The sequence below is a fragment of the Butyrivibrio sp. VCB2006 genome (genome assembly GCF_000420945.1).
Taxonomy (GTDB): Bacteria; Bacillota; Clostridia; order Lachnospirales; family Lachnospiraceae; genus Butyrivibrio.
Genome location: NZ_ATVX01000005.1, coordinates 161,990 through 186,292 on the forward strand (window position 1 = coordinate 161,990; position 24,303 = coordinate 186,292).

Below are 24,303 nucleotides of genomic sequence, written 5' to 3' on the forward strand. Positions count from 1 at the left end.
TGCGCCTAAAAATTCTGGGAACCTTAGATTATGAGACAGATTATTAGTAAGAAAACAGCAATTACTTTAACTGCATTACTCATTACGCTAGTAGCTATTCTGAGTATTTTTCCGTTTAGAATTTGGACCGGTGTTCAGGAATATTCTGCCGGAGGTAAATTTACGGAGAACTCAGGGGTAGTCAATTACGAATACACCCTGATGCAGAAAATAGTAGCTCAATATGACAGGCTTAGCAGTGTTGACGTTTATGTATCTGAAATGGTAAATGGCAGATATATAGGCGTTTCTGTGTATGATGAAAACGCCGGTGAGATACTGAGGACTTTTATAGATACAGAAGGGGTCGAGATTCCAGGCTTCGTTAATGTGCCTATGGAGCTTAATGTAGAAGTCGGCAAGGAATACTATATAGGAATTAAGGGATGTAGATCCAAATATACGGTGGGACTTGAGGATCTGTCAGATGAAGTCGGATATGTGGGAAGCCTTTTTTACAACTGGGAAGAGATTCCGGGCAGACATATTTATGCCACCTATAACTACAGGATCCCTATGGCCAAGAGCCTGTCTCTTATAGGAATTCTTGCATTGACTGTAGCATGCATTGTTGTTTTACTTGTTACAGAGCTGTTTTTCAAAAAGCATCCTGAGCTTAACACCTTATCAACAGGCGAAAGCGCTATCAGGGTTGTGGCTAATCCTATAGCGGCAGTGTGCTTTGCCACTCTGATGATTATGGTATTTCCGCTTAGAGTCTTTGATTCAAGGGCTGTGGATATAATTTTTTATGAGTTGGGTCTTATTATTGCCGCAGGTATGACATTTTATGCAATAAATCACAAGGTTGTAAGCCACAAGTATGGAATATCCTTCTGGGAAGGCGTATCAGACAAAAACAAAGTTATCTATGTCCTTCAGATGCTGATGATCGCTCTTGCTATATGGCATGCCAGCGATTATATGAACGGACTTTATGATATTTATCACACCTTATCTGAGAGAAGAATGATAATCTGCCTGTTACTTTTGATTATCCTCACCTTTGCATTTAAGGATGTGTTTAATGTATTTAATCTTATTTGGCTTGTGATATCCATTGTGGGAGCCATCAATTATTACAGAGCAAATTCCTTTACTCCTGAGGAAAAAGAGTTTGATCTTAAGAACATGGCTCTTAAGTATCTCATATGGATTGTTATCCTGGCAGGATTTGTTGTTATTTGTCTCGTAAGGACAATGATTTCCAGAATCGCTCACAATATACGCAGCAAAAAGAAAGCCTTTGGAACCAGCTATCGCATTAGCTGGTTTGGATGTGCGCTGATCATTCTTTTTGCAATGCTTATTATCTTCAGGAACACAAGAACCTGGGGAATTTACCTGGCACTTATCTATGGCGGTCTGTATTTCAGGCTATATTACTGGAAGGGCAAGAAGGACTGGTACAAGATTCTTTCCGGTGGCCTTATGCTCAACTTTGCCATTTCACTGGGATTTTCTTTGCTTCACAGATATTTCCCGGGATATGTAAGCGGAAGATTTGGTTTCATCTTCCACACAGTAACAGTTACTGCCGAATACCTTACCTTTATGGGAGCGGCAGCTACGGTTATGCTGGTTATTAAGGTTGTGGCTTTCCCTAAGGGACAACGTTTTGCGGAGCTGTTTAAGACAGCATGGAAAGAGATCATTCTTTTTGGATGGATCATGGCATATGCCATATTTACAGTATCAAGAACAGCATATGCAGCAATCTGCGCGGTTGTTTTGTGTGTAATCCTTGTGGTGATAAGCCAGTACAAGAAGCAGTTCCTGAGAATCGTTGGGGTAATGCTGGTGTCAGTACTTGTATGCTTCCCAGCAGCCTTTACACTTCAGAGAATTGTACCAACCATGGTTGCACAGCCTGTATTTTATGTGATTGATGATGCAGACTATGCCATCAGAGGCGGCGCATCCTGGGATAACCCCAACTTTATGTGCGTTGAAAGATTTGTAAATCTTTTTGGAATTAAGATTTTGGGCATCGATGCAGGAGATTATATCTACCCTGCCGATGTTCATAACTATGATAGAAATGGTCAGCCAATTTTGGATAACTATGGTTACCCGATTGATAACTCCGTAGAAGAGTATTATCAGCAGGAACAGGGAAGGATAACTCTTCCGGAGGCTGTAGGCGACTATCTTGTTTCAAACGGATTTACTCATGCTGAGTTCATAATGCTTATGGATACTCTAAACGGATATGTTGATGAGAATAGCAGACTTGATGTTATTTCCAACGGACGTATCACTGTTTTCAAATCATATCTTAATGAACTTAACATGAAGGGGCATGATGAAATGGGGGCACTTCTTCCAAACGGAGAAATTGCAGTACATGCCCATAATACATATATTCAGGTAGCCTATGACAATGGAATTGTCACAGGTGTGATTTTTGTGATGCTGATTCTGTTTGCTATAGTCGCAGGCATCAGCATGTACAAGAGAAATAAGGAAAATGATCCTCTCACGCTTATTTCTTTTGCTATTACTATAGGTTTTGTTGTGGCAGGAATGACAGAGTGGGTATTCCATCTGTGCAATCCTATGACTGTTGCACTGATGCTGTCTTTCGCGGGGATGATTTTTAAGGATAAGAAGAATGAGTAAGAAAAAAGAGCCTTTTAATTATCAAAAACTTTATAGAAGAACGGGCCTTATTATCTACGATATTATCAGCATAATTTTTGCTAGTTATATTGCTATTTTGATGAGATATGAGTTTAGGCTTGATACTATTCCGGATCACTTTTTAACTCCGGTTAATACCTTTTTGCCTATAAACATACTGCTGACCTTTGGCGTGTTCTATTTGTTCAAACTTTATGACAGCCTTTGGGCCTATGCAGGAGAAAGAGAACTTCAGAATCTGGTTATGGCCTGTGTTATTTCAGGTGTTATCAATGCGATTGGCCTTCAGTTCTTTAAATCCCAGTCACAGCCGGTTCCACAGAGTTACTATTTCCTGTACACCTTCATTCTGTTGTCAATGATCTTTGTAAGCAGGTTTTCTTACAGATTCCTTCGCAGTCAGAAGCACAGGGTAGAGAACAGGAACAACAGCAAGGCTGTAATGATAATCGGAGCAGGAGAAGCTGCCAACATTATCATCAAGGATATTATTACAAGTAACTACTCTACCATGTCCGTTAAGTGCATCATTGATGATGACACAAATAAGTGGGGCAAGTATATCCAGGGAATCAGAGTTGTCGGTGGCAGAGATAAGATTGAAGAGTGTGCTGATCTCTACGATATTGATGAGATCATTGTGGCAATGCCTTCAGTATCAAGACCGGAACTTAAAAAGATCCTGGAGATATGCAAGAATACAAACTGTAAGCTCCGTTCGCTTCCGGGAATGTATCAGCTGGTTAACGGAGAGGTTAACGTATCAAGACTTCGTGAAGTTGAGGTAGAAGACCTTCTTGGAAGAGATCCTATTGCGGTAGATATGGACCAGATTGCCGGATATGTAAGCGGCAAGGTTGTTATGGTTACAGGAGGCGGCGGATCAATCGGTTCAGAGCTTTGCCGTCAGATCGCAGGTCATAAGCCAAAGCGCCTTATCATAGTGGATATCTACGAGAACAATGCCTATGACATCCAGCAGGAGCTGGTTCGCAAGTATCCTGAAATGGATCTTGTAGTACTTATAGCTTCAGTTAGAAATACCCTGAGGATCAACTCTATTTTTGAACAGTACAAGCCTGATATTGTTTATCACGCGGCTGCTCATAAGCATGTTCCTCTTATGGAGGACAGCCCGGGAGAGGCTATCAAGAACAATGTATTTGGTACCTGGAAGACTGCAATGGCAGCTGCCATGAACGGCACCAAGAAGTTTGTACTTATCTCCACAGATAAAGCTGTTAACCCAACCAATGTCATGGGAGCCAGCAAGAGAATCTGCGAGATGATTGTTCAGACCTTTAACAAGCACTATGATACAGAGTTTGTTGCTGTAAGATTCGGTAACGTTCTTGGATCCAACGGTTCGGTTATTCCGCTTTTCAAGAAGCAGATAGCTGCAGGAGGTCCTGTTACAGTTACAGACCCTAACATCATCAGATACTTCATGACAATTACCGAGGCAGTTTCACTGGTTCTTCAGGCCGGTGCCTACGCAAAGGGCGGTGAGATATTCGTCCTTGATATGGGTGAGCCAGTCAAGATCCTTGATCTTGCAGAAAACCTTATAAAGCTTTCCGGATATAAGGTTGGAGAGGATATCAAGATTGAATTTACCGGACTTCGTCCAGGTGAGAAACTTTACGAAGAGATGCTAATGGATGAGGAGGGACTTCAGGAGACATCCAACAAGATGATCCATATCGGTAAGCCTATTGAGATGGATGAGATGAAGTTCTTTTCGCAGCTTGAGAAGCTTAATGTTGCAGCCAAGGAGGAATCTCCAAACATTAGGGAGCTGGTAAAAGAGATTGTTGAAACCTATCATCCTGATGTTCACAGATATGTTATGACAAGAGACAGAAAAGAAGCGCTTGAAAAAACTTCTGAAATTATAAACAGTGGTCTTTCTCAGTAAAATGGGAGACAAGGAGTAATATTATGGAACTTAAGCCATTCGAAAGCAAAATCTATCTTTCTTCACCTACAATGCATGGGGAAGAAATCAAGTACATTCAGGAAGCCTATGACACCAACTGGATGTCCACAATAGGCACTAACATCAACGAGGCCGAGAAGATGATCTGCGAGAAGGTTGGCTGCAAGGATGCAGTGGCTCTTTCTGCCGGAACAGCAGCTCTTCATCTTGCAATCAAGCTCGCAGGTGAAAGACTTTACGGACAGACCAAGGTTGGTCATGGAAGTCTTGAGGGACACAAGGTATTCTGCTCAGATATGACCTTCGATGCCACAGTTAATCCTATTGCCTATGAAGGCGGAGAGGCTGTATTTATCGATACAGAGTATGACACCTGGAACATGAGCCCTAAGGCCCTTGAGAAGGCTTTTGAGATTTACCCTGAGGTTAGACTTGTTGTAATTGCTCACCTCTACGGAACTCCAGGCAAGATGGATGAAATCCGCAATATCTGCGATAAGCATAATGCGCTTATTGTAGAGGATGCTGCCGAGTCTCTGGGCGCAACCTATAAGGGCAAGCAGACCGGAATTCTCGGTGATTACGGCATTATTTCTTTTAACGGAAACAAGATCATTACAGGATCTGCTGGCGGAATGTTCCTGACAAATAATGAAGAGGATGCCCACAAGGTTCGTAAGTGGTCAACCCAGGCAAGAGAAGATGCTACCTGGTATCAGCACGAGGAGCTTGGCTATAACTACCGTATGAGCAATGTAATCGCCGGTGTTGTTAGAGGACAGATTCCGTATCTTGAGGAGCACATTGCTCAGAAGAAGGCTATTTATGAGCGTTACAAGGAAGGCTTTAAGGATCTTCCTGTGACCATGAATCCATATGATGAGAGCTGCAGTGAGCCTAATTACTGGCTTTCATGTATCCTGATCGATAAGGACGCTATGTGCAAGCAGGTTCGTGGAGAAAAAGATGTTCTTTATTCAACAGAGCCCGGAAAGAGCTGCCCTACTGAGATTTTGGAGACAATTGCCAAGTACAATGCAGAGGGAAGACCAATCTGGAAACCTATGCATATGCAGCCTGTTTACAGAATGAATCCGTTTATTACAGAAAGCGGAAACGGAAGAGCAAGAAGCAATGCTTACATCAATGAGGGAGCAGTTCCTGATGTGGGTATGGACATTTTTGAAAGAGGTCTATGCCTTCCAAGTGACAACAAGATGACTCCGCAGCAGCAGGATGTGATCATTGAGATAATTAAGCGCTGCTTTGCATAATTAACGCATTTGCCGAGGTTTTATGTATAAACATTTTTTTAAAAGACTATTTGATATAGTGTTATCCCTTATAGTTATAATCCTTTTCTCATGGCTGTATATTATTCTGGCAATCCTTGTCAGGACTAAGCTTGGAAGCCCAATTATCTTCAAGCAGCAGCGCCCCGGTAAGGATGAAAAGATATTTGGAATGTACAAGTTCAGGTCCATGACTGATGAGAAGGATGAGAACGGAAATCTTCTTCCTGATGAAGTAAGACTGACCTCCTTTGGTAAGAAACTCAGAGCAACCAGTCTTGACGAGCTCCCTGAGTTTTTCAACATTCTCAAAGGAGACATGAGCTTTATAGGGCCAAGACCACTTCTGGTCAAGTATCTGCCTTACTATAACGAGAGGGAGAGACTTCGCCACAGTGTAAGACCGGGACTTACCGGCCTGGCACAGGCTAACGGCAGGAACGCAATTTCCTGGGAAAAGAAATTTGAATACGATGTTTATTATGTAGAACATTTGACTTTCCTTATGGATTTGAAGGTTATAATTGATACTGTGAAGACTGTTTTGTCCCATGACGGAGTTGTGCTTAATGCACTTCCTGATTTTGACGAATACAGACAGCAGCAGGCTAAAGAGTGAGCAGATTTATGGCGTACATGACACCTATATGCAAACTTAATAGTGATGAGTTTAAGTCTCTCTATGTAAAAAGAGAAGACATGATCCCCTACTCCTTTGGTGGAAACAAGGCAAGAAAAGCGTTCTTGTTTTTTGAGGATATTGATAAGGGAGATTATGACTATGTGGTGACCTATGGCAGCAGCCATTCCAATCACTGCAGAGTGGTAGCCAATATGGCGGCAGAAAGGGGCATGAAATGTGTTATCATCGGCCCGCAGGAAGTAAGTGACAGTACCTATAACAGTCGCATGATGGAACTGTTTGGGGCAGAGATCATCACAGTTCCTGTAAATGACGTCAGCGCCACAATAGATAGTAAAATGCAGGAACTTACAGATTACGGACACAAGCCATATTTCATCATGGGCGGCGGACATGGAAATATCGGTACTCAGGCTTATGTAGAGTGCTATGATGAAATCATAGAGTTTGAAAAAGAGAATAAGATTCATTTTGACTATATCTTTTTTGCTTCCGGAACAGGAACTACTCAGGCAGGTCTTGTATGCGGCCAGCTGATACATGGGGATGACCGAAAAATCATCGGTATCAGCATTGCCAGGAAGAATCCAAGAGGCAGGGATGTGGTTATAGACAGCATTAGAGATTACCTTAATGGTGAATACTCAGAGGGTGAGATTCAGGACAAGACCATTTTCCTGGATGACTATACCGGAGATGGTTATGGTGTGGACAGTACAGAAATACAGGGCACTATAGAAAAATCACTTGTTATGTATGGAATGCCACTGGATAGCACCTATACAGGAAAAGCATTCCTTGGTATGGAGAAATATATCAGACAGAACAGTATAGCTGATAAGAACATTCTTTTTATCCACACCGGAGGAACACCACTGTTTTTTGATGAGCTGAATAAAATGCGGAGGTGAATATGAGCACAAACATATTAGTATTGAGTGCAGGAACAAGAAATAAGTTAGTACAGGCTTTCAAGCATGAACTTGCCAATAACGGAAAGGTTATTGCTACAGACTGTTCCAATATTGGACCGGCAATTTATGATGCCGATAAGGCTGTTATCGTTCCCAAGATCAAGGATCCTTTCTATGTAGATGAGATTTTGGGACTTTGTAAAAGAGAAAAAATAGATGGAGTATTCAGCCTCATTGACCCTGAGCTGTCTCTTCTTGCAGAGAACGCAGACAGATTCACTGAAATAGGGGTAACTCCTATTGTGTCTTCTTACGAGCTTTGCGAGACAAGCCTTGATAAATACCAGATGTATGAGATGCTGGTTAAGCTGGGCATTCCAACAGCAAAGTGTTATCTTTCAATTGAAGACTTTGAGAATGCAATGTCAGAGGGAGATGTTAGTTTCCCTGTTTTTGTTAAGCCAAGAAAGGGAAGCGCTTCTATCAACATAAATGCAGTTGAATCCAAGGAAATGCTGATAGCTCTTTTCCATGATTATGACGACCTTATCATTCAGGAGTATATGAAGGGCCAGGAGTATGGCGCTGATGTGTATATCGATATGATCTCAGGAAAGTGCACATCAATTTTCCTCAAGGAAAAAATTAAGATGAGAGCAGGCGAGACTGATAAGTCCGTATCTGTTAAGGATGAGAATCTCTTTAAACAGATAGTATCCTTTGTTGAGACTGTTGGTTACAGAGGAATGATCGATATAGATCTTTTCTACGATAACGCTACAGATACCTGGTATCTGTCAGAGGTTAATCCAAGATTTGGCGGCGGTTATCCACATGCTTACGCATGCGGAGTAAACTTCCCAAGACAGATCATCAATAATCTTAAAGGAATTGAGAATCCGGTGAACATTGGCGATTACCAGGAAGGCGTGTACATGATGAAATACAATGAACTCTGTGTTCTTCCGGAAGAAAAGCTTGTTATAACCGAGCGAAATAATTAAGAAAAGTAAGGATAAGTAGTATGCCTAAGGCACTTATTTTGGCAAATTCATCAAGCGGTCTTTATGACTTTCGAAATGAACTGCTATTGAGACTGTTAAAGGAAGGCTATGAAGTAGTGATCAGCCTTCCTGATGATTTAAAAAACAAAGAACTTAATGAAGAGGGCTGCAGAGTTATTCATACGGACATTAACAGGCGCGGAGTTAATCCCATTCAGGATATGGCTCTTTTCAATGCCTACAAGAAGCTTCTTAAGGCTGAAAAACCTGACGTTGTTCTTACATATACTATTAAGCCCAACATTTACGGCGGATTTGCCTGCAGATGTCTTCATATACCGTATATGTCCACGATTACAGGACTTGGTTCCACCTTTGAAAGAGGCGGAATGCTGCTTAAGCTCATAGTGGCCATGTATAAGGTATCACTTAAGAAATGCAGATGTCTCTTTTTCCAGAATGATACCAACAGAAAGATATTTGAGCAGCACGGAATCAGAGCAGGGAAACATGTGACTGTAAGCGGTTCGGGAGTTAATCTTGAAAAACACAGATTTGAAGAATATCCCGGACATGCGGATGATATAACAAGATTCCTTTACATAGGAAGACTCATGAAGGAAAAGGGAACCGAGGAGTACCTATGCAGTGCTCAAAAGCTTCATGAGAAGTATGGAGACAAGGTATCTTTTGCGGCAGTTGGATACTTTGAGGATGATTACGAGGAACTGGTGAATAAAGCTCAGAAGGAAGGCTATCTTAAGATGATACCTTTCCAGAAGGATATTCATCCTTATATGAAAGAGGCGGATGCCATTGTTCACCCATCCTACCATGAGGGAATGAGTAATGTCCTTATGGAGGCAGCAGCCACCGGAAGACCTGTTATCTGTTCAGACATAAGCGGATGTAAGGAAATAGTAAACAGAGATGTTTCCGGAATCCTATTTGAGCCAAGAAATAAAGAGAGCCTTTATGAAGCGTTGGAACGTTTTATGAGCCTTGACTTAGATCAGAGAAAAGAAATGGGTCTGGCCGGAAGAAAATGGGTCACAGAGCATTTTGACAGAATGCGCGTGGTTGACGCATATGTGCGAGAATTGACAGAAGTAGTATAATAGCTATGTAATTTTTTGATAAGAGAACATATTTAGTGTGGAGGAAACACAATGAGTTTATATGAAAAGCTCCTTTCAGGAGAAGAGAAACTTTCATTAGTAGGTCTTGGCTACGTTGGTATGCCAATCGCAGTTGCTTATGCCAAGAAGATCAAGGTAGTAGGTTATGATTTCAACGCTGCCAAGGTTGAGCTATACAAGCAGGGAATTGATCCAACAAGAGAAGTTGGTAACGATGCTATCAAGGAGACAACTGTAGAATTCACAGCAGATCCTGAAAAGCTTCGCGAGTGTAAATTCCACGTTGTAGCAGTACCTACACCTGTTAATGACGATCACACTCCTGATCTTTCACCTGTAGAGGGAGCAAGCCGTACACTTGGTAAGTACCTTACAAAGGGATCAATAGTTGTATATGAGTCAACTGTATACCCTGGTGTTACAGAGGATATCTGTGTGCCAATCCTTGAGCAGGAATCAGGCCTTAAGTGCGGCGTAGATTTCAAGGTTGGATATTCACCAGAGCGTATCAACCCAGGTGACAAGGTACACAGACTTGATACTATTACCAAGATCGTTTCAGGTATGGATGAAGAGACCCTGGAGGAAGTAGCAAATGTATATAGCCTTGTTGCTCTTGCAGGTGTATATAAGGCTCAGTCAATCAAGGTTGCTGAGGCTGCCAAGGTTATCGAGAACTCACAGCGTGATATCAACATCGCTTTCATGAACGAGCTTTCAATCATCTTCAACAAGATGGGTATCGACACAAAGAGCGTTCTTGAGGCAGCAGGTACAAAGTGGAACTTCCTTCCATTCAGACCGGGACTTGTTGGTGGACACTGTATCGGTGTAGACCCATATTACCTCACATACAAGGCTGAGGAACTTGGATATCATTCACAGATCATTCTCTCAGGCCGTCGTATCAACGATGACATGGGTAAATATATTGCAGAGTCAGCTGTAAAGAGACTCATTGCTAATGACATTCCTGTCAAGAACGCTAAGGTTGCAATCCTTGGCTTTACTTTCAAGGAGAACTGTCCTGATACACGTAACACTAAGGTTATCGACATCTACAAGGAGCTTGGTGAGTACGGAATCACTCCTGTAGTAGTAGATCCTCAGGCAGATGCAGACGAAGCTAAGAGACTTTATGGTATCGAGTTTGATACACTTGATGCTGTTAAGGATATGGACGCAGTTATCATGGCTGTGGCACATGAAGATTTCAAGGAATACAAGCCAGCAGACATTGCTAAGTTCTTCAATGCTAAGCATGCTACAAAGGTATTCATGGACCTCAAGGGTATTTACAACCTTGAAGACTACAAAGCTCCTGAGTTTGATTACTGGAGACTGTAATTTGCAGCATGACGAGAACGAAGTGAAATCATGCGTATATCATATGGATATATGGAAGGATATAAGAAAATGGGATTTAGAGATTTAAAATTTCCGGAAGGTTCAGTCTTCCTTGTAACAGGTGGCGCAGGATTTATCGGATCAAATATTTGTGAAGCACTTCTTGATATGGGCTATACAGTAAGATGTATGGATAACCTTTCTACAGGTCATATCGAGAACATTCAGCCTTTTATGAGCAACCCTAAATTCACATTCATCGAGAAGGACATCAGAGACCTTGATGCATGTATGGAGGCTACTAAGGGAGTAGACTACGTTTTGAATGAGGCCGCTTGGGGCTCTGTTCCAAGAAGTATTGAGATGCCTCTTTTATATGAGGAAATCAATATCAGAGGAACACTTAATATGATGGAAGCTTCAAGACAGAACGGTGTTAAGAAGTTTGTTTATGCTTCCAGTTCTTCTGTTTACGGAGATTCTACGGTTCTTCCTAAAAAGGAAGGTCAGGAAGGAAACGTTCTTTCACCATATGCTCTTACCAAGAAGACTGATGAGGAATACGGTAAGCTTTACAAAAAGCTCTATGGTCTTGATACATACGGACTTAGATACTTCAACGTATTCGGAAGAAGACAGGATCCAAATGGTGCCTATGCTGCTGTAATTCCTAAATTCCTTCGTCAGCTCATGAACGGAGAAACACCAACTATCAACGGTGATGGTAAGCAGTCAAGAGACTTTACTTATGTTGATAATGTAATTGAAGGTAACCTTCGTGCCTGCCTTGCATCTTCAGAAGCTGCCGGAGAGGCTTACAATATCGGTGCAGGCGGAAGAGAATTCCTGATAGATGTTTATCACCATCTTACAGATGCACTTGGAATGGATGTTGAGCCTATCTTTGGACCACCACGTGCAGGTGATATAAGAGATTCAAATGCCGATATTTCCAAGGCAAGACTGAATCTGGGTTATGACCCATCATTTGATTTCAAGGCCGGAATTACACTGGCAATAGAATGGTACAAGGAAAACCTATGATGGCTGATGCCTCATATGATACGGATATTATATGAAAATCGCAATTCGAATGGATGACATCACACCTGATATGGACTTTGAGAAGTTCTACAAGTTCAAGGCAATCTTGGACAAGCATGATATCAAGCCCCTTATTGGTGTGGTGCCTGATAATAAAGACAAGAAATTAAAAAAGAGTGCCCCCAGAGAGGACTTCTGGGAGTACATCAGAGGTCTTCACCAGCAAGGCTGGGTAGTAGCAATGCATGGATATAATCATGTATATACTACAAGGGAAGCAGGAATGTTCCCCATAAGCGATAAGTCTGAGTTTGCAGGCGTAGCTTATCCCAGACAGGATGAAATGATTAGGGAAGGAAAGCGCATACTTAAGAGTCATGGAATAATCACTGACTTTTTCATGGCGCCTTCACATTCCTATGACAGAAATACCCTGAAAGCTCTCAAAGTAAACGGCTTTTACAGAATTACAGATGGCTTTGGCACTCAGCCCTATGAGATGGATGGAATAACCTTTTATCCGATTTCTGTTAGTAAGGCCAAGACTTTATCCAGTAAGGAAGAGGGTATAGTTACATTTGTATATCATGCAGGTACTATGTCAGACAGAGACTTTGATGCCTTTGAGAAGCTCTTTAGCAGAGCGGATGTGGTATCTTATGACGAATTCATGCATTACGATTCACAAATCCGGGGACTTAAGGAAGAAGCCCAGGAGTTTTTGACTGCTAAAGCCAAATTTTATGCAGTCAGATTAAAAAGAAACCTTTCAAAGAAATAAGGGTGGACCAGATGGAATACGGGTATGGACAAATACGTATACTCCACGTATTAGGGGGACTTGGCGTTGGTGGAGCAGAATGCCGTATCGTTGATCTTTATCGCAATATGGATAGAGACAAGATACAATTTGATTTCCTAGTACACTATTCGCCGGAAAAAACAGGAAAAAAGAGTCCGACTTCTGATGAACTTATGGCAGTCAGGGAGCCGGACTATTTTGATAATAGCGTAAAAAAGCTGGGAGGCAGAATTTTCTGCGTCCCTAAGTTTGTTGGAACAAACCTTGTTGAATACAAGGCTGCGCTTAAGAGGCTTTTTAAGGAGCATCAAGGCGAGTGGAAAATGGTGCAGGGTCATATGACCAGTACAGCAGCTATTTATCTTCCTATAGCTAAGAAATCAGGTATTCCAATTTGTATCGCCCATGCCAGAAGTGCAGGAGTAGACAATGGTGTCAAGGGAATTGCCACCAAGATATTCAGGGCCCCGCTTCAGAGGGAAGGTCTCACAGATTATAATTTCGCCTGCTCCAAGGAAGCCGGTATTGCTGTGTTCGGTAAAGATATGGTTAATGCCGGAAATGTGCGTATTATTCCAAACGCCATTGATCTTGGACATTTTACGTATAACGAAGCAGTGAGAAATAAGATCAGAAAAGAGCTTGGGGTCAGCAATGCTCTTGTAATAGGTCATGTGGGAAGCTTTAGATATGCCAAGAACCACGAATTTCTCCTTAATGTATTTGCACAGATGTGCAGGATTTTGGATAATGATGATCTTAATCAGTACAGCATGCTTCACGGCATGAGAGTCAGATTACTAATGCTGGGCAAGGGGCCACTGATGGATGATATGAAGCATCTGGCAGACAGACTCCATATCTATGACCGCTGTATTTTTGCAGGTAATAAGAGCAATGCCAGCGAGTACTATCAGGCAATGGACTATTTCTGCTTCCCGTCAAGGTATGAAGGACTTCCTGGAAGCGTTGTTGAGGCGCAGGCAGCAGGACTTCAATGCCTTGTTTCAGATGCGATAACCCCTGAGGTTAATGTTACAGAACTTGTTTCAATGCGCAGTATTAACTCTGAGCCAAGAGATTGGGCCCGCAAGATATTGGATGACCTTTTATTTCATGAGGATTATCATAGCGATGCCCTGGCTGAGGAAATCAAGCTCAACAAGACTCTGACCGCAATAGCAGGTGAGAGACCGGAGAGTATATTTGAAACTGAAGATATGCCTGACTTTGATCTTCTTGATGAGGGCACAGGCTTTGAAAAGGTTAATGTTCCCAAACATGCGGATAGAGATATTCACAGATCTATAGAGTATTCTATCGGAGATAGAAAGCAGTCTTCAGCATATATACAGGGAAAACTTAAGGCAGCAGGCTTTGATGTTAAATCCCAGGCTAAGCTTATGGGCTTTTTCTACGAAAGAGGACATTTTTAATGGATGGCACAAAGAAAAATTTGATGCTTATGGTCCCTATGCTTCATCAGGGTGGATTTGAGCGTGTGTGCGTCGCAACCGCCAAGCTGATGCAGGACTACTATAATGTTGTGGTTTGTATATTCAGCTCCAAGGATATCAACTACGATGTTACAGGACTTAATATTGTGGATATAGATGTGCCTTCCAAGAAAGGTACAGTCAACAAAATCCTCAATGTATTTAAGCGCGTCAACAAGGTTAAAAAACTTAAAAAAGAATTGAAGATAGATATTTCTTACAGCTTTGGAAGTTCTGCAAATTACGTAAATGTTCTTTCCAGAGGCAAAGAAAAGGTGCTGACAGGACTTCGATGCCAGACAGATATGGAAAGACCGGATCAGATTAAGCTCTTTTGCAGCAGATCAGATCAGGTGTTGTCCTGTTCAAGAGAAATTATGAGGCAGCTTTCATCAGATTATAATTATGATAAGAGCTCCTATATCTACAATCCGCTTGATGTGCAGGATATTCAGGCAAAGAGCCTTGAAGAAATCACAGATTACCCCTTTGAAAATGAAGAGGGAGTTAAGGTTATATCCTGCTCTGGCAGAAATGATTACATAAAAGGAATATGGCATCTTCTTAAGGCATTTGCCCTTGTTTATAAAAAGCATCCAGAAGCGCGCCTATTGGTTTTGGGCTCCGGAAACTGGGATGAATACAAGGAACTTGCCGATAAACTTGGAGTTGGCGAAAAGGCCTCTTTTGCCGGCCTTAAAAAGAATCCTTTTGCATATGTTGGAAAATCAGATATCTATGTATGCAGCTCCAATCATGAAGGTTTTCCAAACGCAGTGCTTGAAGCAATGGCGTTAAAAAAGCCGGTTATTTCCGCGGACTGTAAGACCGGTCCAAGAGAAATTCTTCTTTCTGATGAAGAGTACAATGAACTGGTTGCCAAAAAGCCTGACGGAGCAAGCGTTTCGGAGTGCGTTCACGGCGAGTATGGCATTCTGATCCCGGATATGGATGAGAATGTAAATATGGACCCTGAGTATATCACTGACGGCGAGAGAATACTTGCTGATGAGATATGCAGTTTACTTGAGAGTGATAAGTCCAGAGAGTATTATAGTGATAAGGCATATGAGCGTGCCCTTGACTATGCCCCTGATAACTATAAAGAAAGCATCCACAAGATACTTTCAGAATATGAATAATGCTAGCAAGGCAGAAAATATATGAAATCAATAGCATTCCATTTAAATTGCCTTTGTCAGGGCGGAGCGGAAAGAGTAGTTACTAACCTGGCAAACCGCTTTGCAGAGGAAGGCATAAAAGTATATGTCGCCACAGAATGGTATGACGAGAATGAATTTGAGCTTGATGAAAGAGTCACGAGAGTTCATGTCGGACTAAGAGAAGGCGATGAAAAAAAGAGCAGAGTTACGAAATTTCTTTTAAGGGTTAAGTACTTAAAGGAATTTGTTAGAGAGTATAAGCCGGATATTTTGGTGGCATTTGCCCACAGAGCCAATTACAGGGCTCTTATGGCGGCAGGAAACACTAAAATGCCGGTGGTTATTTCCGTGAGAATTAATCCGATTGGCTATTACGATGCCTTTTCGGATAAGATTCAGATAAAATGGCTGTTCCCAAAGGCTGCCGGATGCGTTTTCCAGACTCAGGAGCAAAAGGAGTTCTTTAAGCCATATTTGCAGGACAATTCAGTAGTAATCATGAATCCTATTAACTCCAAGTATTTCAAGGTTAAGAGGAGTGATACCCCTGATAAGTGCGTAGTTCACCACGCAAGGCTTGTGGATTTTAAGAACCAGCCGATGCTTCTTAGGGCGTTCCTTAAGGTACATGAAAAGCATCCGGACTATGAACTTAAGGTATACGGACCGGATTCTTTTGACGGCACCAAGGAAATTCTGGAGAAAATAATAGCTGACAACAAGGCTGAAAGCTTTATTCACCTTATGGGCCCCTGTGATAAGCTTGACGAGGAGATACCTAAGGGTGAGGTTTATGCATATTCTTCGGATTATGAAGGTATGCCCAATTCACTTCTTGAAGCCATGGCTATGGGAATGCCGGTGGTTTCAACTGATTGTCCTTGCGGCGGCCCTAAGGCTGTAATCAGAGATGGTGAAAATGGCTTTTTGATCCCGGTGGGAGATGAAGATGCTCTTGCTGACAGAATCTGTAAGCTCATCGAGGACAAAGAGCTGGCAAACAGGATGGGAGCAAAGGCCAGAGAAATTGAGCAGATCGCAAGCGTAGAAGCTATCTTTGTTCAGTGGAAAGACTATCTGGAAAAAGTGACTAGAACATGATAACGGAGCAAACGATTATTTATGTGTGGAATTTGCGGATACATATCTAAAAAGAGAATATCAGAAGATGACCTCAGGATCATGAATGATACCATGTATCATCGTGGTCCTAATGATAGTGGTGTTGCTATCTATGAGGGAACCGATGGTTACAGCATCGGCCTTGCCCAGAGAAGACTTTCGATACTTGATCTTTCTCCTCTTGGTCATCAGCCAATGCATTCGGAAAATGGCAGAATAACCATTGTCTTCAACGGTGAGATATATAATTTCCTCGAGCTTAAAGAAGAACTTAACGGATACCCTTTTAAGTCAAACTGCGACACTGAGGTAATCATTGCGGCATACCTTCGCTGGGGCATTCAGATGGTGGACCATATCCATGGTATGTTTGCTATAGCTCTCTATGATAGGGAAACTCAGGATGTTTACCTGATAAGAGACAGAATAGGTAAGAAACCACTCTTTTACTGGATTGATAATAACAATATCGTATTTGCCTCAGAGCTTAAGCCTATTATGAAGTGCCCCGGATTTAAGGGAGAAATCAGAAGACAGCTCCTTCCAAGATATCTGTATCAGCAGTATATAATGGCTCCCGATACAATTTTTGAGAATGTGTACAAGCTTGAACCCGGTACAATTCTCAAGTTCAGAAACGGAAATATCAAAAAGTGGAAATATTGGGATGTTAAAGAAGTTTACGCAAGGGAAAGTGCAAACCCTGTAACCAGCTATGAAGAGGCCAAAGAGGGCCTTAAGCAGCGCCTTAGACATTCCGTTGCCGGAAGAATGATAGCTGACGTGCCTCTAGGAACATTCCTGTCAGGCGGATATGATTCATCTCTTGTAACAGCGATTGCACAGGAACTTTCAGATAAGCCTGTAAAAACATTTTGTATTGGCTTTGATGTTCCTCAGTATAACGAGGCTGCTTATGCCAAGGAGGTAGCTGCCCACCTTGGATGTGACCATACAGAACTCTATATTTCGGAAAAAGAGATGTTCGAGCTGGTCAGCAGTATTCCGCAGTATTATGATGAGCCTTTCGCAGACAACTCAGAAATCCCATCAATGCTGGTGTGTAAGCTGGCTAAAAAAGATGTAACAGTTGCTCTTTCAGGTGACGGTGGAGATGAGTTCTTCTGCGGTTATAATATTTATGACAACGTAAGACAGGCACAGATGCTTGAGATTCCGGGAGCAATCGTAAACGGGATCGGCAAGATACCTGTTCCCGGTGGCAGACTGATTGATAAGATGCCATTCAGGGTTAAGGTGGTTGCCGGAAACAGAGATCCGGAGACCAAGACACAGCTTGTTTCCGAAGGATATGTAAGAGCATCCCATGCTTTTATTACAGGACAGGAAACCCTGGATATTCCAATGACAGCAAGGCAGTATCTGGAGACAGATTATAATCTTGGGGATAATATTGCTCCTGTTCTTTATCCTATGGAGTCCATATATAAGGTGGATAACTTCCAGGTCAGAAGGATGCTTCTTGATATGGATACTTATCTTCCTGAGGATATTCTGGTTAAGATGGACAGAGCTTCCATGAAGTATTCGTTGGAGGCCAGATGCCCGATCATGGATACTGATGTAATGGAGTATTCCTTCAGAATACCTCATAAGTTCAAGTATTGTAATGGCGATAAGAAGCATATCCTCAAGGATATTGCTTATGATTACATTCCTAAGGAGCTTTTGGACAGACCAAAGACAGGTTTTGGTGTTCCTATGGATCAGTGGCTCAGAGGCCCTTTAAGGGAGCAGCTGCTTGATTACAGTAGTACGTCCTTCCTTAAAAAGCAGGGAGTATTTGATCCGGATTATGTATCCAGATTTATAAACAACTACGTAGTAAACGGAGATGCCGGCCCGGCAACAGGTGCAAACTACAGTAAGATTGCCTGGTCATTCTATATTTTCCAGCAATGGTATAACTACCACATTTTATGATGACTAATAACAAAGCAAGCAAAAAGCATATAGCCATGTATATAGGATCTCTTCAAAAGGGCGGTGCAGAGAGAGTAATGGTAAATCTGGCGGAGTATTTTTGGAGCCAGGGCTACAAGGTTACTTTTGTTACTACCTATCTTGCCCATGAAGAGTATCAGGTTGAGCACGCCTGCTGGAAGGTGGTTCCTGCAGGAGCCGACGGTGCAACTTTAGCCTGCGACACAGAGGAAAACCCTGTCTGGGTAAACCTTGAAGGCGACGAGAAGGGCGGAATACGAAGAGTCTTTTCTGCACTTCTTAAGGAGGAGCAGAAGAGCAGGGCAGCCAATCTTAAGCTTAGAAAAGAAAAGCTTCGGAAAATCTGGAAAGAGCTTAAACCTGACATTGTTCTTAGCTTTATAGGCAAGAATAATATCATGGCACTTTCGACAGCAACCAGAGAGGATATCAAGGTTGTTGTATCTGTTCGTGCCGATCCCTATATGGAGTATGATACAAAGGCACTTAAGACCGGAATGCTGATGACCTTCGGGAAGGCAGCAGGTGTCGTTGTGCAGACCACTCAGGCAGAAAAGTTTTTCCCTGCCTACATCAGGAGAAAATGTACTATACTCCCCAACTCTATAAATCCATCCTTTATCAGGAAAAGATATGTAGGGGAAAGGGAAAAAAGTATTGTTATGGTGGGAAGGCTTGATGAGAACAAAAATCAGGCCATGGTAATGGAAGCTTTCTCTGAGATTGTTCGTGAAGGCTTTAGCGACTATAAACTTAAGCTTTACGGAGATGGCCCTGACAGGCTTAAACTGCAGCGACTTGCAGTGTCTCTGGGAATTGGCTCCAATGTAGAGTTTGCAGGCAACGTTGAACACGTTGCAGAACACATAGAGAAGGCAGCCATGTTTGTTCTGGCTTCAAGCCAGGAGGGTATGCCTAACGCTCTTATAGAGGCAATGAGTCTTGGACTTCCATGCATTTCTACAGATTGCCCCTGCGGCGGACCAAGGGATTTGATTGAAGACGGTAAAACTGGTCTTCTTGTTCCTGTTGCAGATAAGGATGCTATGAAGATGGCAATTTTGCGTCTTATCAAGAATAAAGAAATGGCCGACAAGATTGGCCAAAATGCTACCTATGTTCAGGGCGAATACAGTCCTGAAGAAGTTAATAGGAAATGGAAAGAGTATTTTGAAGAGATACTCGCAAAGAAAAAGGGAAAAGCTTAATGCAGTTTAATTCTTATATTTTTATACTGTGCTTTTTGCCTCTCGCACTGATCATATACTTTGCGCTTCACCATTTCGGCAAGGATAAATGGGCCAAGGCATACCTTCTTGGTATGAGCCTTTGGTTCTATGGCTATTTTAATGCTTCATATCTTGCCATCATATGCGTGAGTATTTGTGTGAACTTCCTGATATCCAGGAGGATGGCAAACGCAGCTGCTAAAAATAAAAAAGGTTATCTTTGGGTAGGCATAGTATTTAACGTGGCTCTGATTTTTTACTTTAAGTACTATGACTTCTTTTTGAGTAATATAAATACAGTTTTCAGAACTGATTTTGTTCTTAGAAATATAATGCTTCCTCTGGGAATCAGCTTTTTTACATTCCAGCAGATATCCTTCGTTGTGGATTCCTATAAGGGGGAGACAAAAGATTATTCTTTCCTGGACTATGCTCTTTTTGTATCCTTTTTCCCACAGCTTGTTGCAGGTCCTATAGTTCTTCATTCTGAGTTGATTCCACAGTTTAAGGATAAGAAAAATTGGTCTGTTAATTTTGATAATCTCTCGGAGGGCCTTATTCTATTTACCAGAGGTCTTGCGAAAAAGATACTGATAGCGGATACTTTTGGAAACGCAGTTGATTTCGGCTTTTCAAAGGCAGCACTGTATGCTACCGGTGAAAATGCGCTTACTCCAAGAGAAATAATGATTGTTATGCTGGCCTATACATTCCAGATTTATTTTGATTTCAGCGGATACAGTGATATGGCCACTGGTCTTGGAAGATTGTTTAATTTCAAGATTCCAATGAACTTCAATTCTCCTTACAAGGCTTTATCCGTTGCTGATTTCTGGAAGCGATGGCATATGACTCTTACCAGATTCCTTACGAATTATATCTATATTCCTCTTGGTGGAAACAGAAAGGGTAAGGTAAGAACATATATCAATGTAATGATAGTATTTCTTATAAGCGGATTGTGGCATGGGGCCAACTGGACCTTCATTCTTTGGGGTGTTATCCATGGTCTTGGCCAGTGCTTCAATAAGCTGACTCATGGGTTGTACGTGAAAATATGTGATACTCTTAATAAGCTTAAAACAGGCCGTCTGTGGCTCTTTGTACTTAAGGTGGTCCAGTGGTGCGTTACCTTTGTATTTATTAATGTGACATGGCTTTTGTTTAGGGCAGATAGTGTTAAACAGTTCCTCGAGCTGATAAAGAGACTCTTTGTTCCTTACTATTATTTGGGAGATGAGGTACTGGAGTATTTCAGAATTCCCAAAATCAGGTATTTGTTTGCACTTATAGGTGCAAATCCTTCAGAGCATTGGACACTGATTTTCTGTACCGTTTTCATAATGCTTATGGCACTGATCCTGGTACTGGCCTTTCCGAATAATTACGAGAGCAAGAAAAAAAGAAATGTATGGAACCTTGTGGGTACCTGCGTTCTCTTTGTAATATGCGTTCTGTCTCTTGGCAAAGTATCAACGTTTTTGTATTTTAATTTTTGATTTTATAGTTTGAACTGATGAGGAAATAATGTCGGGTAAAAAGTTCTTTATCACAAGTTTAATATTGATATTGGGAATCTTCCTGCTTTTTGGCGGCATGGTTTTCTATATTGATCCGTTTTTCCACTATAGAGCCCCAAATGGCAAGTTCTATTATGAGCTCTATGAGCAAAGATCTCAGAATGATGGAATTACCAAGTACTTTGATTATGATTCTATGATCATAGGAACCTCCATGGCAGAGAATTTTAAGGCTTCTCTTTTTGATGAACTTATGGGTACTAATTCCGTTAAGGTTTCCTATTCAGGTGCTACCTACAAGGAACTTAATGATGACCTTATGGTTGCCTATAGATCAGGGCATGACCCCAAATATGTTCTAAGGCCCCTGGATTATTCTCTACTGGTGGTGGATAAGGATGAAATAAGAACTGATATGGGAGAGTATCCTGTATGGCTTACAAACAGTAATCCCTTTGATGATGTGAAATACCTGCTGAACAGAGATGTTATAATTAACTATACTCTTCCTGTAATCCTAAGGTACATCAGGGGCGTAGAAGGTGGATATACTAGTTTCGATGAGTATAGCTACACCGGAGACAATAATGTTTTCAGTAAAGAACTGATACTTCAGAATGTGCAAGAATTCACGCAGGGCGCGGAGGTTGCACCTACAAGTGAAGATTACACAATACTCACGGAGAATATGGAACAGAATGTGGTGTCGCTTGCCAGAATGCACCCTGAGACAACATTTCTGTATTTCTTTCCACCCTATTCAATGGCATATTGGGGCGGACTTAGAAGTGAGGGTAAGTTAAATCAGATGCTGGAGTACAAAAAGGCAGCAATAGAGCAGATGCTTGAGTGTGATAACATTCATATTTACAGCTTCACTCTTTTTACTGATATTACTACCAATCTTGATAATTATAGGGACGTAGCCCATTACTGTCCCGAAGTTAATGATTTTATCATGAAGAATATTGCTGATGGGGAAGAAGCACAGCAGAGTGAATACACAGGATTTGGCAGGATTACAGCCGGCAATAAGGATGAATATCTTTTGATGGAAAAAGAGTATTTGAATTCCTTTGACTATGGTCAACTTCTTAAATGATGAGGAAAGTTTATGTGCGGAATAGCGGGACTTATTAGGTACAAAAAGGATGCAAAAGAAAATATACAGAAGATGAATGACAGGATGATCCACAGAGGACCTGATGCAGATGGCGTATTTATCAGCCAGGATGGCAAGGTTGCTCTTGGACACAGAAGACTGTCTATTCTGGACCTGTCACAAAATGGTGCCCAGCCCATGGTCTCCCACAGCGGCAGACTGGTGATGGTCTATAACGGAGAGATCTATAATAACAAAGTTCTGAAGGACAGGCTTGTTAGAGAAGGTAAAGTCACAGAGTTTAGGAGTACTTCCGATACGGAGGTCCTTCTGGAGGCCATTGAGCATTATGGAATAAAAGAAACCCTGACTCTTAGCAAGGGTATGTTTGGAATAGCTGTCTATGATAAGGAGAAAAACACAGTAACTCTGGCGAGAGACAGAGTCGGTGAGAAACCTCTTTACTATGGAATTGTTGACGGTGCCTTTGCTTTTGCTTCTGACATTGGATGCCTTAGAGTTGTTGATGGTTTTGACAATGAGATAAATACTGATGTACTTGATATTTATTTTACAGAAGGCTACATCCCGGCGCCTTATTCAATCTACAAGGGAATAAGCAAGCTGGAGGCCGGAACAATCCTCACTGTAGATGTTGACAGCTTTGAGACAAAGACTGAAAGCTACTGGTCCATGAAAGAGGTTGCCCATAAGGGACAGAGTAATCTTTTTACAGGTTCCAGAGAGGAAGCGGCAATTGAGCTGGAGAGACTGTTAAAGGAGTCCATCAAAGATCAGATGGTTGCTGATGTTCCGGTTGGAGCATTTCTTTCTGCAGGAATAGACAGCAGCACTATAGTTGCGCTGATGCAGTCCATAGCACCGGGAAAGGTAAGATCCTTTACCATCGGAATGGAGGATAAAGAATATAACGAAGCCCATATTGCTGCAGAAATAGCAAAACATTTAGGCACAACCCATACAGAGCAGTACATAACAGAAAAAGATGCCAAGAATGTTATTCCGTCTCTTGCAAGAATGTTTGGTGAGCCTTTTGCAGACTCATCACAGATTCCCACATATCTGGTAAGCAAGATGACAAGGCAGCATGTTACGGTATCTTTGTCCGGAGATGCCGGCGATGAGCTGTTTTGCGGATATACTTCCTATGATTCCATAAGCAGAATCTGGGGAAAGATGCATAATATTCCATATTGGATCAGAAAACCGGCCAGCTCCATTGTGCTTCACAGTCCTCTTGCAAAGAAGGAAATCTATAGAATAAAGGGAACACTTCTCGGTGCAAAAGGCCCCTGTGACCTTCACAGAATGGAGCATGAGACGGATCCTTTGACAAAAGAAATTGCACTTACCCATAGCGGACTTCCTTACAAGTATACGCAGCTTGCCAATGACTTCATGAGCGAAGTTAATCATGAATGCATGCTGATGGATATGCTTGTGTATCACCCGGACGATATCCTGGTGAAGGTGGACAGAACAGCAATGGCTGTTTCTCTTGAAACCAGAGTTCCTATGTTGGACAGGGATGTGGTGGAATTTGCCTGGTCACTTCCTATCGATTACCTTAGAAAAGACGGCGTTGGTAAGCTGGTACTTAGAGATGTTCTCTACAAGTATGTTCCAAGGGAAATGATGGAGAGGCCAAAAAAGGGATTTGCCATACCAATAGAAAAATGGCTTCTTGATCCGGAACTTAGACCTTGGGCTGAAGATCTGCTTGATAAGGATAAGATAAGAGCTCAGGGAATACTTGATGCTGATGTTGTAGAGGGAATGTGGAGAGATTTCACAGAAAGAGGAATCTACCGAATTCAGATATGGTACATTCTTATGTTCCAGCAGTGGTATGAAGCGGAATATGAGAGAAAATAAAAGG

The 24,303-nt window shown here is 41.9% G+C and carries 18 protein-coding genes; all 18 read left to right on the forward strand.

What is annotated here, in order from left to right; genetic code table 11:
* The first annotated feature begins 30 nt into the window (after nt 1–30).
* Nucleotides 31–2,661, forward strand: a complete 2,631-nt coding sequence (locus G613_RS0106575) for an O-antigen ligase family protein (RefSeq protein WP_029231903.1) — start codon at nt 31–33, stop codon at nt 2,659–2,661.
* Entirely contained in the window at nt 2,654–4,600 is a 1,947-nt protein-coding gene (locus tag G613_RS0106580; RefSeq protein WP_029231904.1) for a polysaccharide biosynthesis protein, read from the forward strand. Before G613_RS0106575 ends, G613_RS0106580 begins: the two co-directional genes overlap by 8 nt.
* 23 nt (nt 4,601–4,623) lie before the next feature.
* Nucleotides 4,624–5,895, forward strand: a complete 1,272-nt coding sequence (locus G613_RS0106585) for a DegT/DnrJ/EryC1/StrS family aminotransferase (protein ID WP_029231905.1) — start codon at nt 4,624–4,626, stop codon at nt 5,893–5,895.
* Nucleotides 5,896–5,917: 22 nt separating this feature from the next.
* On the forward strand, nt 5,918–6,532 hold the full coding sequence (locus tag G613_RS0106590; RefSeq protein ID WP_029231906.1) for a sugar transferase: 615 nt from the start codon (nt 5,918–5,920) through the stop codon (nt 6,530–6,532).
* The gene (locus G613_RS0106595) at nt 6,529–7,467 is read left to right on the forward strand and encodes a 1-aminocyclopropane-1-carboxylate deaminase/D-cysteine desulfhydrase (RefSeq protein WP_242826128.1); all 939 of its coding nucleotides are present in this window, start codon (nt 6,529–6,531) and stop codon (nt 7,465–7,467) included. Before G613_RS0106590 ends, G613_RS0106595 begins: the two co-directional genes overlap by 4 nt.
* A gap of 2 nt (nt 7,468–7,469) precedes the next feature.
* Nucleotides 7,470–8,474, forward strand: a complete 1,005-nt coding sequence (locus G613_RS0106600) for an ATP-grasp domain-containing protein (protein ID WP_029231908.1) — start codon at nt 7,470–7,472, stop codon at nt 8,472–8,474.
* A 20-nt stretch (nt 8,475–8,494) separates the two neighbouring features.
* Nucleotides 8,495–9,592 (forward strand): glycosyltransferase family 4 protein, encoded by a 1,098-nt coding sequence (locus G613_RS0106605; RefSeq protein WP_029231909.1) that lies wholly within the window; start codon nt 8,495–8,497, stop codon nt 9,590–9,592.
* A gap of 51 nt (nt 9,593–9,643) precedes the next feature.
* Complete coding sequence (locus tag G613_RS0106610; RefSeq protein ID WP_029231910.1) at nt 9,644–10,960, forward strand: nucleotide sugar dehydrogenase; 1,317 nt, start codon at nt 9,644–9,646, stop codon at nt 10,958–10,960.
* Nucleotides 10,961–11,029: 69 nt separating this feature from the next.
* On the forward strand, nt 11,030–12,004 hold the full coding sequence (locus tag G613_RS0106615) for an SDR family oxidoreductase (RefSeq protein WP_029231911.1): 975 nt from the start codon (nt 11,030–11,032) through the stop codon (nt 12,002–12,004).
* Between the two features lie 31 nt (nt 12,005–12,035).
* Nucleotides 12,036–12,785 carry a DUF2334 domain-containing protein gene (locus G613_RS0106620; protein ID WP_029231912.1) on the forward strand — a complete coding sequence of 250 codons (750 nt, stop codon included), beginning with the start codon at nt 12,036–12,038 and terminating at the stop codon, nt 12,783–12,785.
* Nucleotides 12,786–12,796: 11 nt separating this feature from the next.
* Nucleotides 12,797–14,242, forward strand: a complete 1,446-nt coding sequence (locus G613_RS0106625; protein ID WP_029231913.1) for a glycosyltransferase — start codon at nt 12,797–12,799, stop codon at nt 14,240–14,242.
* A complete protein-coding gene (locus G613_RS0106630; RefSeq protein ID WP_029231914.1) occupies nt 14,242–15,444 on the forward strand; it encodes a glycosyltransferase in 1,203 nt (400 codons plus the stop codon). The genes G613_RS0106625 and G613_RS0106630 overlap by 1 nt, the downstream gene beginning before the upstream one ends.
* A gap of 21 nt (nt 15,445–15,465) precedes the next feature.
* Complete coding sequence (locus G613_RS0106635) at nt 15,466–16,566, forward strand: glycosyltransferase (protein ID WP_029231915.1); 1,101 nt, start codon at nt 15,466–15,468, stop codon at nt 16,564–16,566.
* A gap of 21 nt (nt 16,567–16,587) precedes the next feature.
* Entirely contained in the window at nt 16,588–18,531 is a 1,944-nt protein-coding gene (gene asnB / locus G613_RS0106640) for an asparagine synthase (glutamine-hydrolyzing) (protein ID WP_029231916.1), read from the forward strand.
* A gap of 35 nt (nt 18,532–18,566) precedes the next feature.
* The gene (locus tag G613_RS0106645) at nt 18,567–19,760 is read left to right on the forward strand and encodes a glycosyltransferase (protein ID WP_196805044.1); all 1,194 of its coding nucleotides are present in this window, start codon (nt 18,567–18,569) and stop codon (nt 19,758–19,760) included.
* Nucleotides 19,760–21,280 carry an MBOAT family O-acyltransferase gene (locus G613_RS0106650; RefSeq protein WP_029231918.1) on the forward strand — a complete coding sequence of 507 codons (1,521 nt, stop codon included), beginning with the start codon at nt 19,760–19,762 and terminating at the stop codon, nt 21,278–21,280. The genes G613_RS0106645 and G613_RS0106650 overlap by 1 nt, the downstream gene beginning before the upstream one ends.
* A 28-nt stretch (nt 21,281–21,308) precedes the next feature.
* Entirely contained in the window at nt 21,309–22,403 is a 1,095-nt protein-coding gene (locus tag G613_RS0106655; RefSeq protein WP_029231919.1) for a hypothetical protein, read from the forward strand.
* A 12-nt stretch (nt 22,404–22,415) separates the two neighbouring features.
* On the forward strand, nt 22,416–24,299 hold the full coding sequence (gene asnB, locus G613_RS0106660) for an asparagine synthase (glutamine-hydrolyzing) (RefSeq protein WP_029231920.1): 1,884 nt from the start codon (nt 22,416–22,418) through the stop codon (nt 24,297–24,299).
* Nucleotides 24,300–24,303: the final 4 nt, after the last annotated feature.

Coding starts and splice junctions, on each gene's coding strand:
- G613_RS0106580 (WP_029231904.1), top strand. CDS start 2,654: ATGAGTAAGAAAAAAGAGCCTTTTAATTATCAAAAACTTTATAGAAGA.
- G613_RS0106620 (WP_029231912.1), top strand. CDS start 12,036: ATGAAAATCGCAATTCGAATGGATGACATCACACCTGATATGGACTTT.
- asnB (WP_029231916.1), top strand. CDS start 16,588: ATGTGTGGAATTTGCGGATACATATCTAAAAAGAGAATATCAGAAGAT.
- G613_RS0106575 (WP_029231903.1), top strand. CDS start 31: ATGAGACAGATTATTAGTAAGAAAACAGCAATTACTTTAACTGCATTA.
- G613_RS0106585 (WP_029231905.1), top strand. CDS start 4,624: ATGGAACTTAAGCCATTCGAAAGCAAAATCTATCTTTCTTCACCTACA.
- G613_RS0106590 (WP_029231906.1), top strand. CDS start 5,918: ATGTATAAACATTTTTTTAAAAGACTATTTGATATAGTGTTATCCCTT.
- asnB (WP_029231920.1), top strand. CDS start 22,416: ATGTGCGGAATAGCGGGACTTATTAGGTACAAAAAGGATGCAAAAGAA.
- G613_RS0106630 (WP_029231914.1), top strand. CDS start 14,242: ATGGATGGCACAAAGAAAAATTTGATGCTTATGGTCCCTATGCTTCAT.
- G613_RS0106645 (WP_196805044.1), top strand. CDS start 18,567: ATGTATATAGGATCTCTTCAAAAGGGCGGTGCAGAGAGAGTAATGGTA.
- G613_RS0106655 (WP_029231919.1), top strand. CDS start 21,309: ATGTCGGGTAAAAAGTTCTTTATCACAAGTTTAATATTGATATTGGGA.
- G613_RS0106635 (WP_029231915.1), top strand. CDS start 15,466: ATGAAATCAATAGCATTCCATTTAAATTGCCTTTGTCAGGGCGGAGCG.
- G613_RS0106625 (WP_029231913.1), top strand. CDS start 12,797: ATGGAATACGGGTATGGACAAATACGTATACTCCACGTATTAGGGGGA.
- G613_RS0106610 (WP_029231910.1), top strand. CDS start 9,644: ATGAGTTTATATGAAAAGCTCCTTTCAGGAGAAGAGAAACTTTCATTA.
- G613_RS0106650 (WP_029231918.1), top strand. CDS start 19,760: ATGCAGTTTAATTCTTATATTTTTATACTGTGCTTTTTGCCTCTCGCA.
- G613_RS0106615 (WP_029231911.1), top strand. CDS start 11,030: ATGGGATTTAGAGATTTAAAATTTCCGGAAGGTTCAGTCTTCCTTGTA.
- G613_RS0106605 (WP_029231909.1), top strand. CDS start 8,495: ATGCCTAAGGCACTTATTTTGGCAAATTCATCAAGCGGTCTTTATGAC.
- G613_RS0106600 (WP_029231908.1), top strand. CDS start 7,470: ATGAGCACAAACATATTAGTATTGAGTGCAGGAACAAGAAATAAGTTA.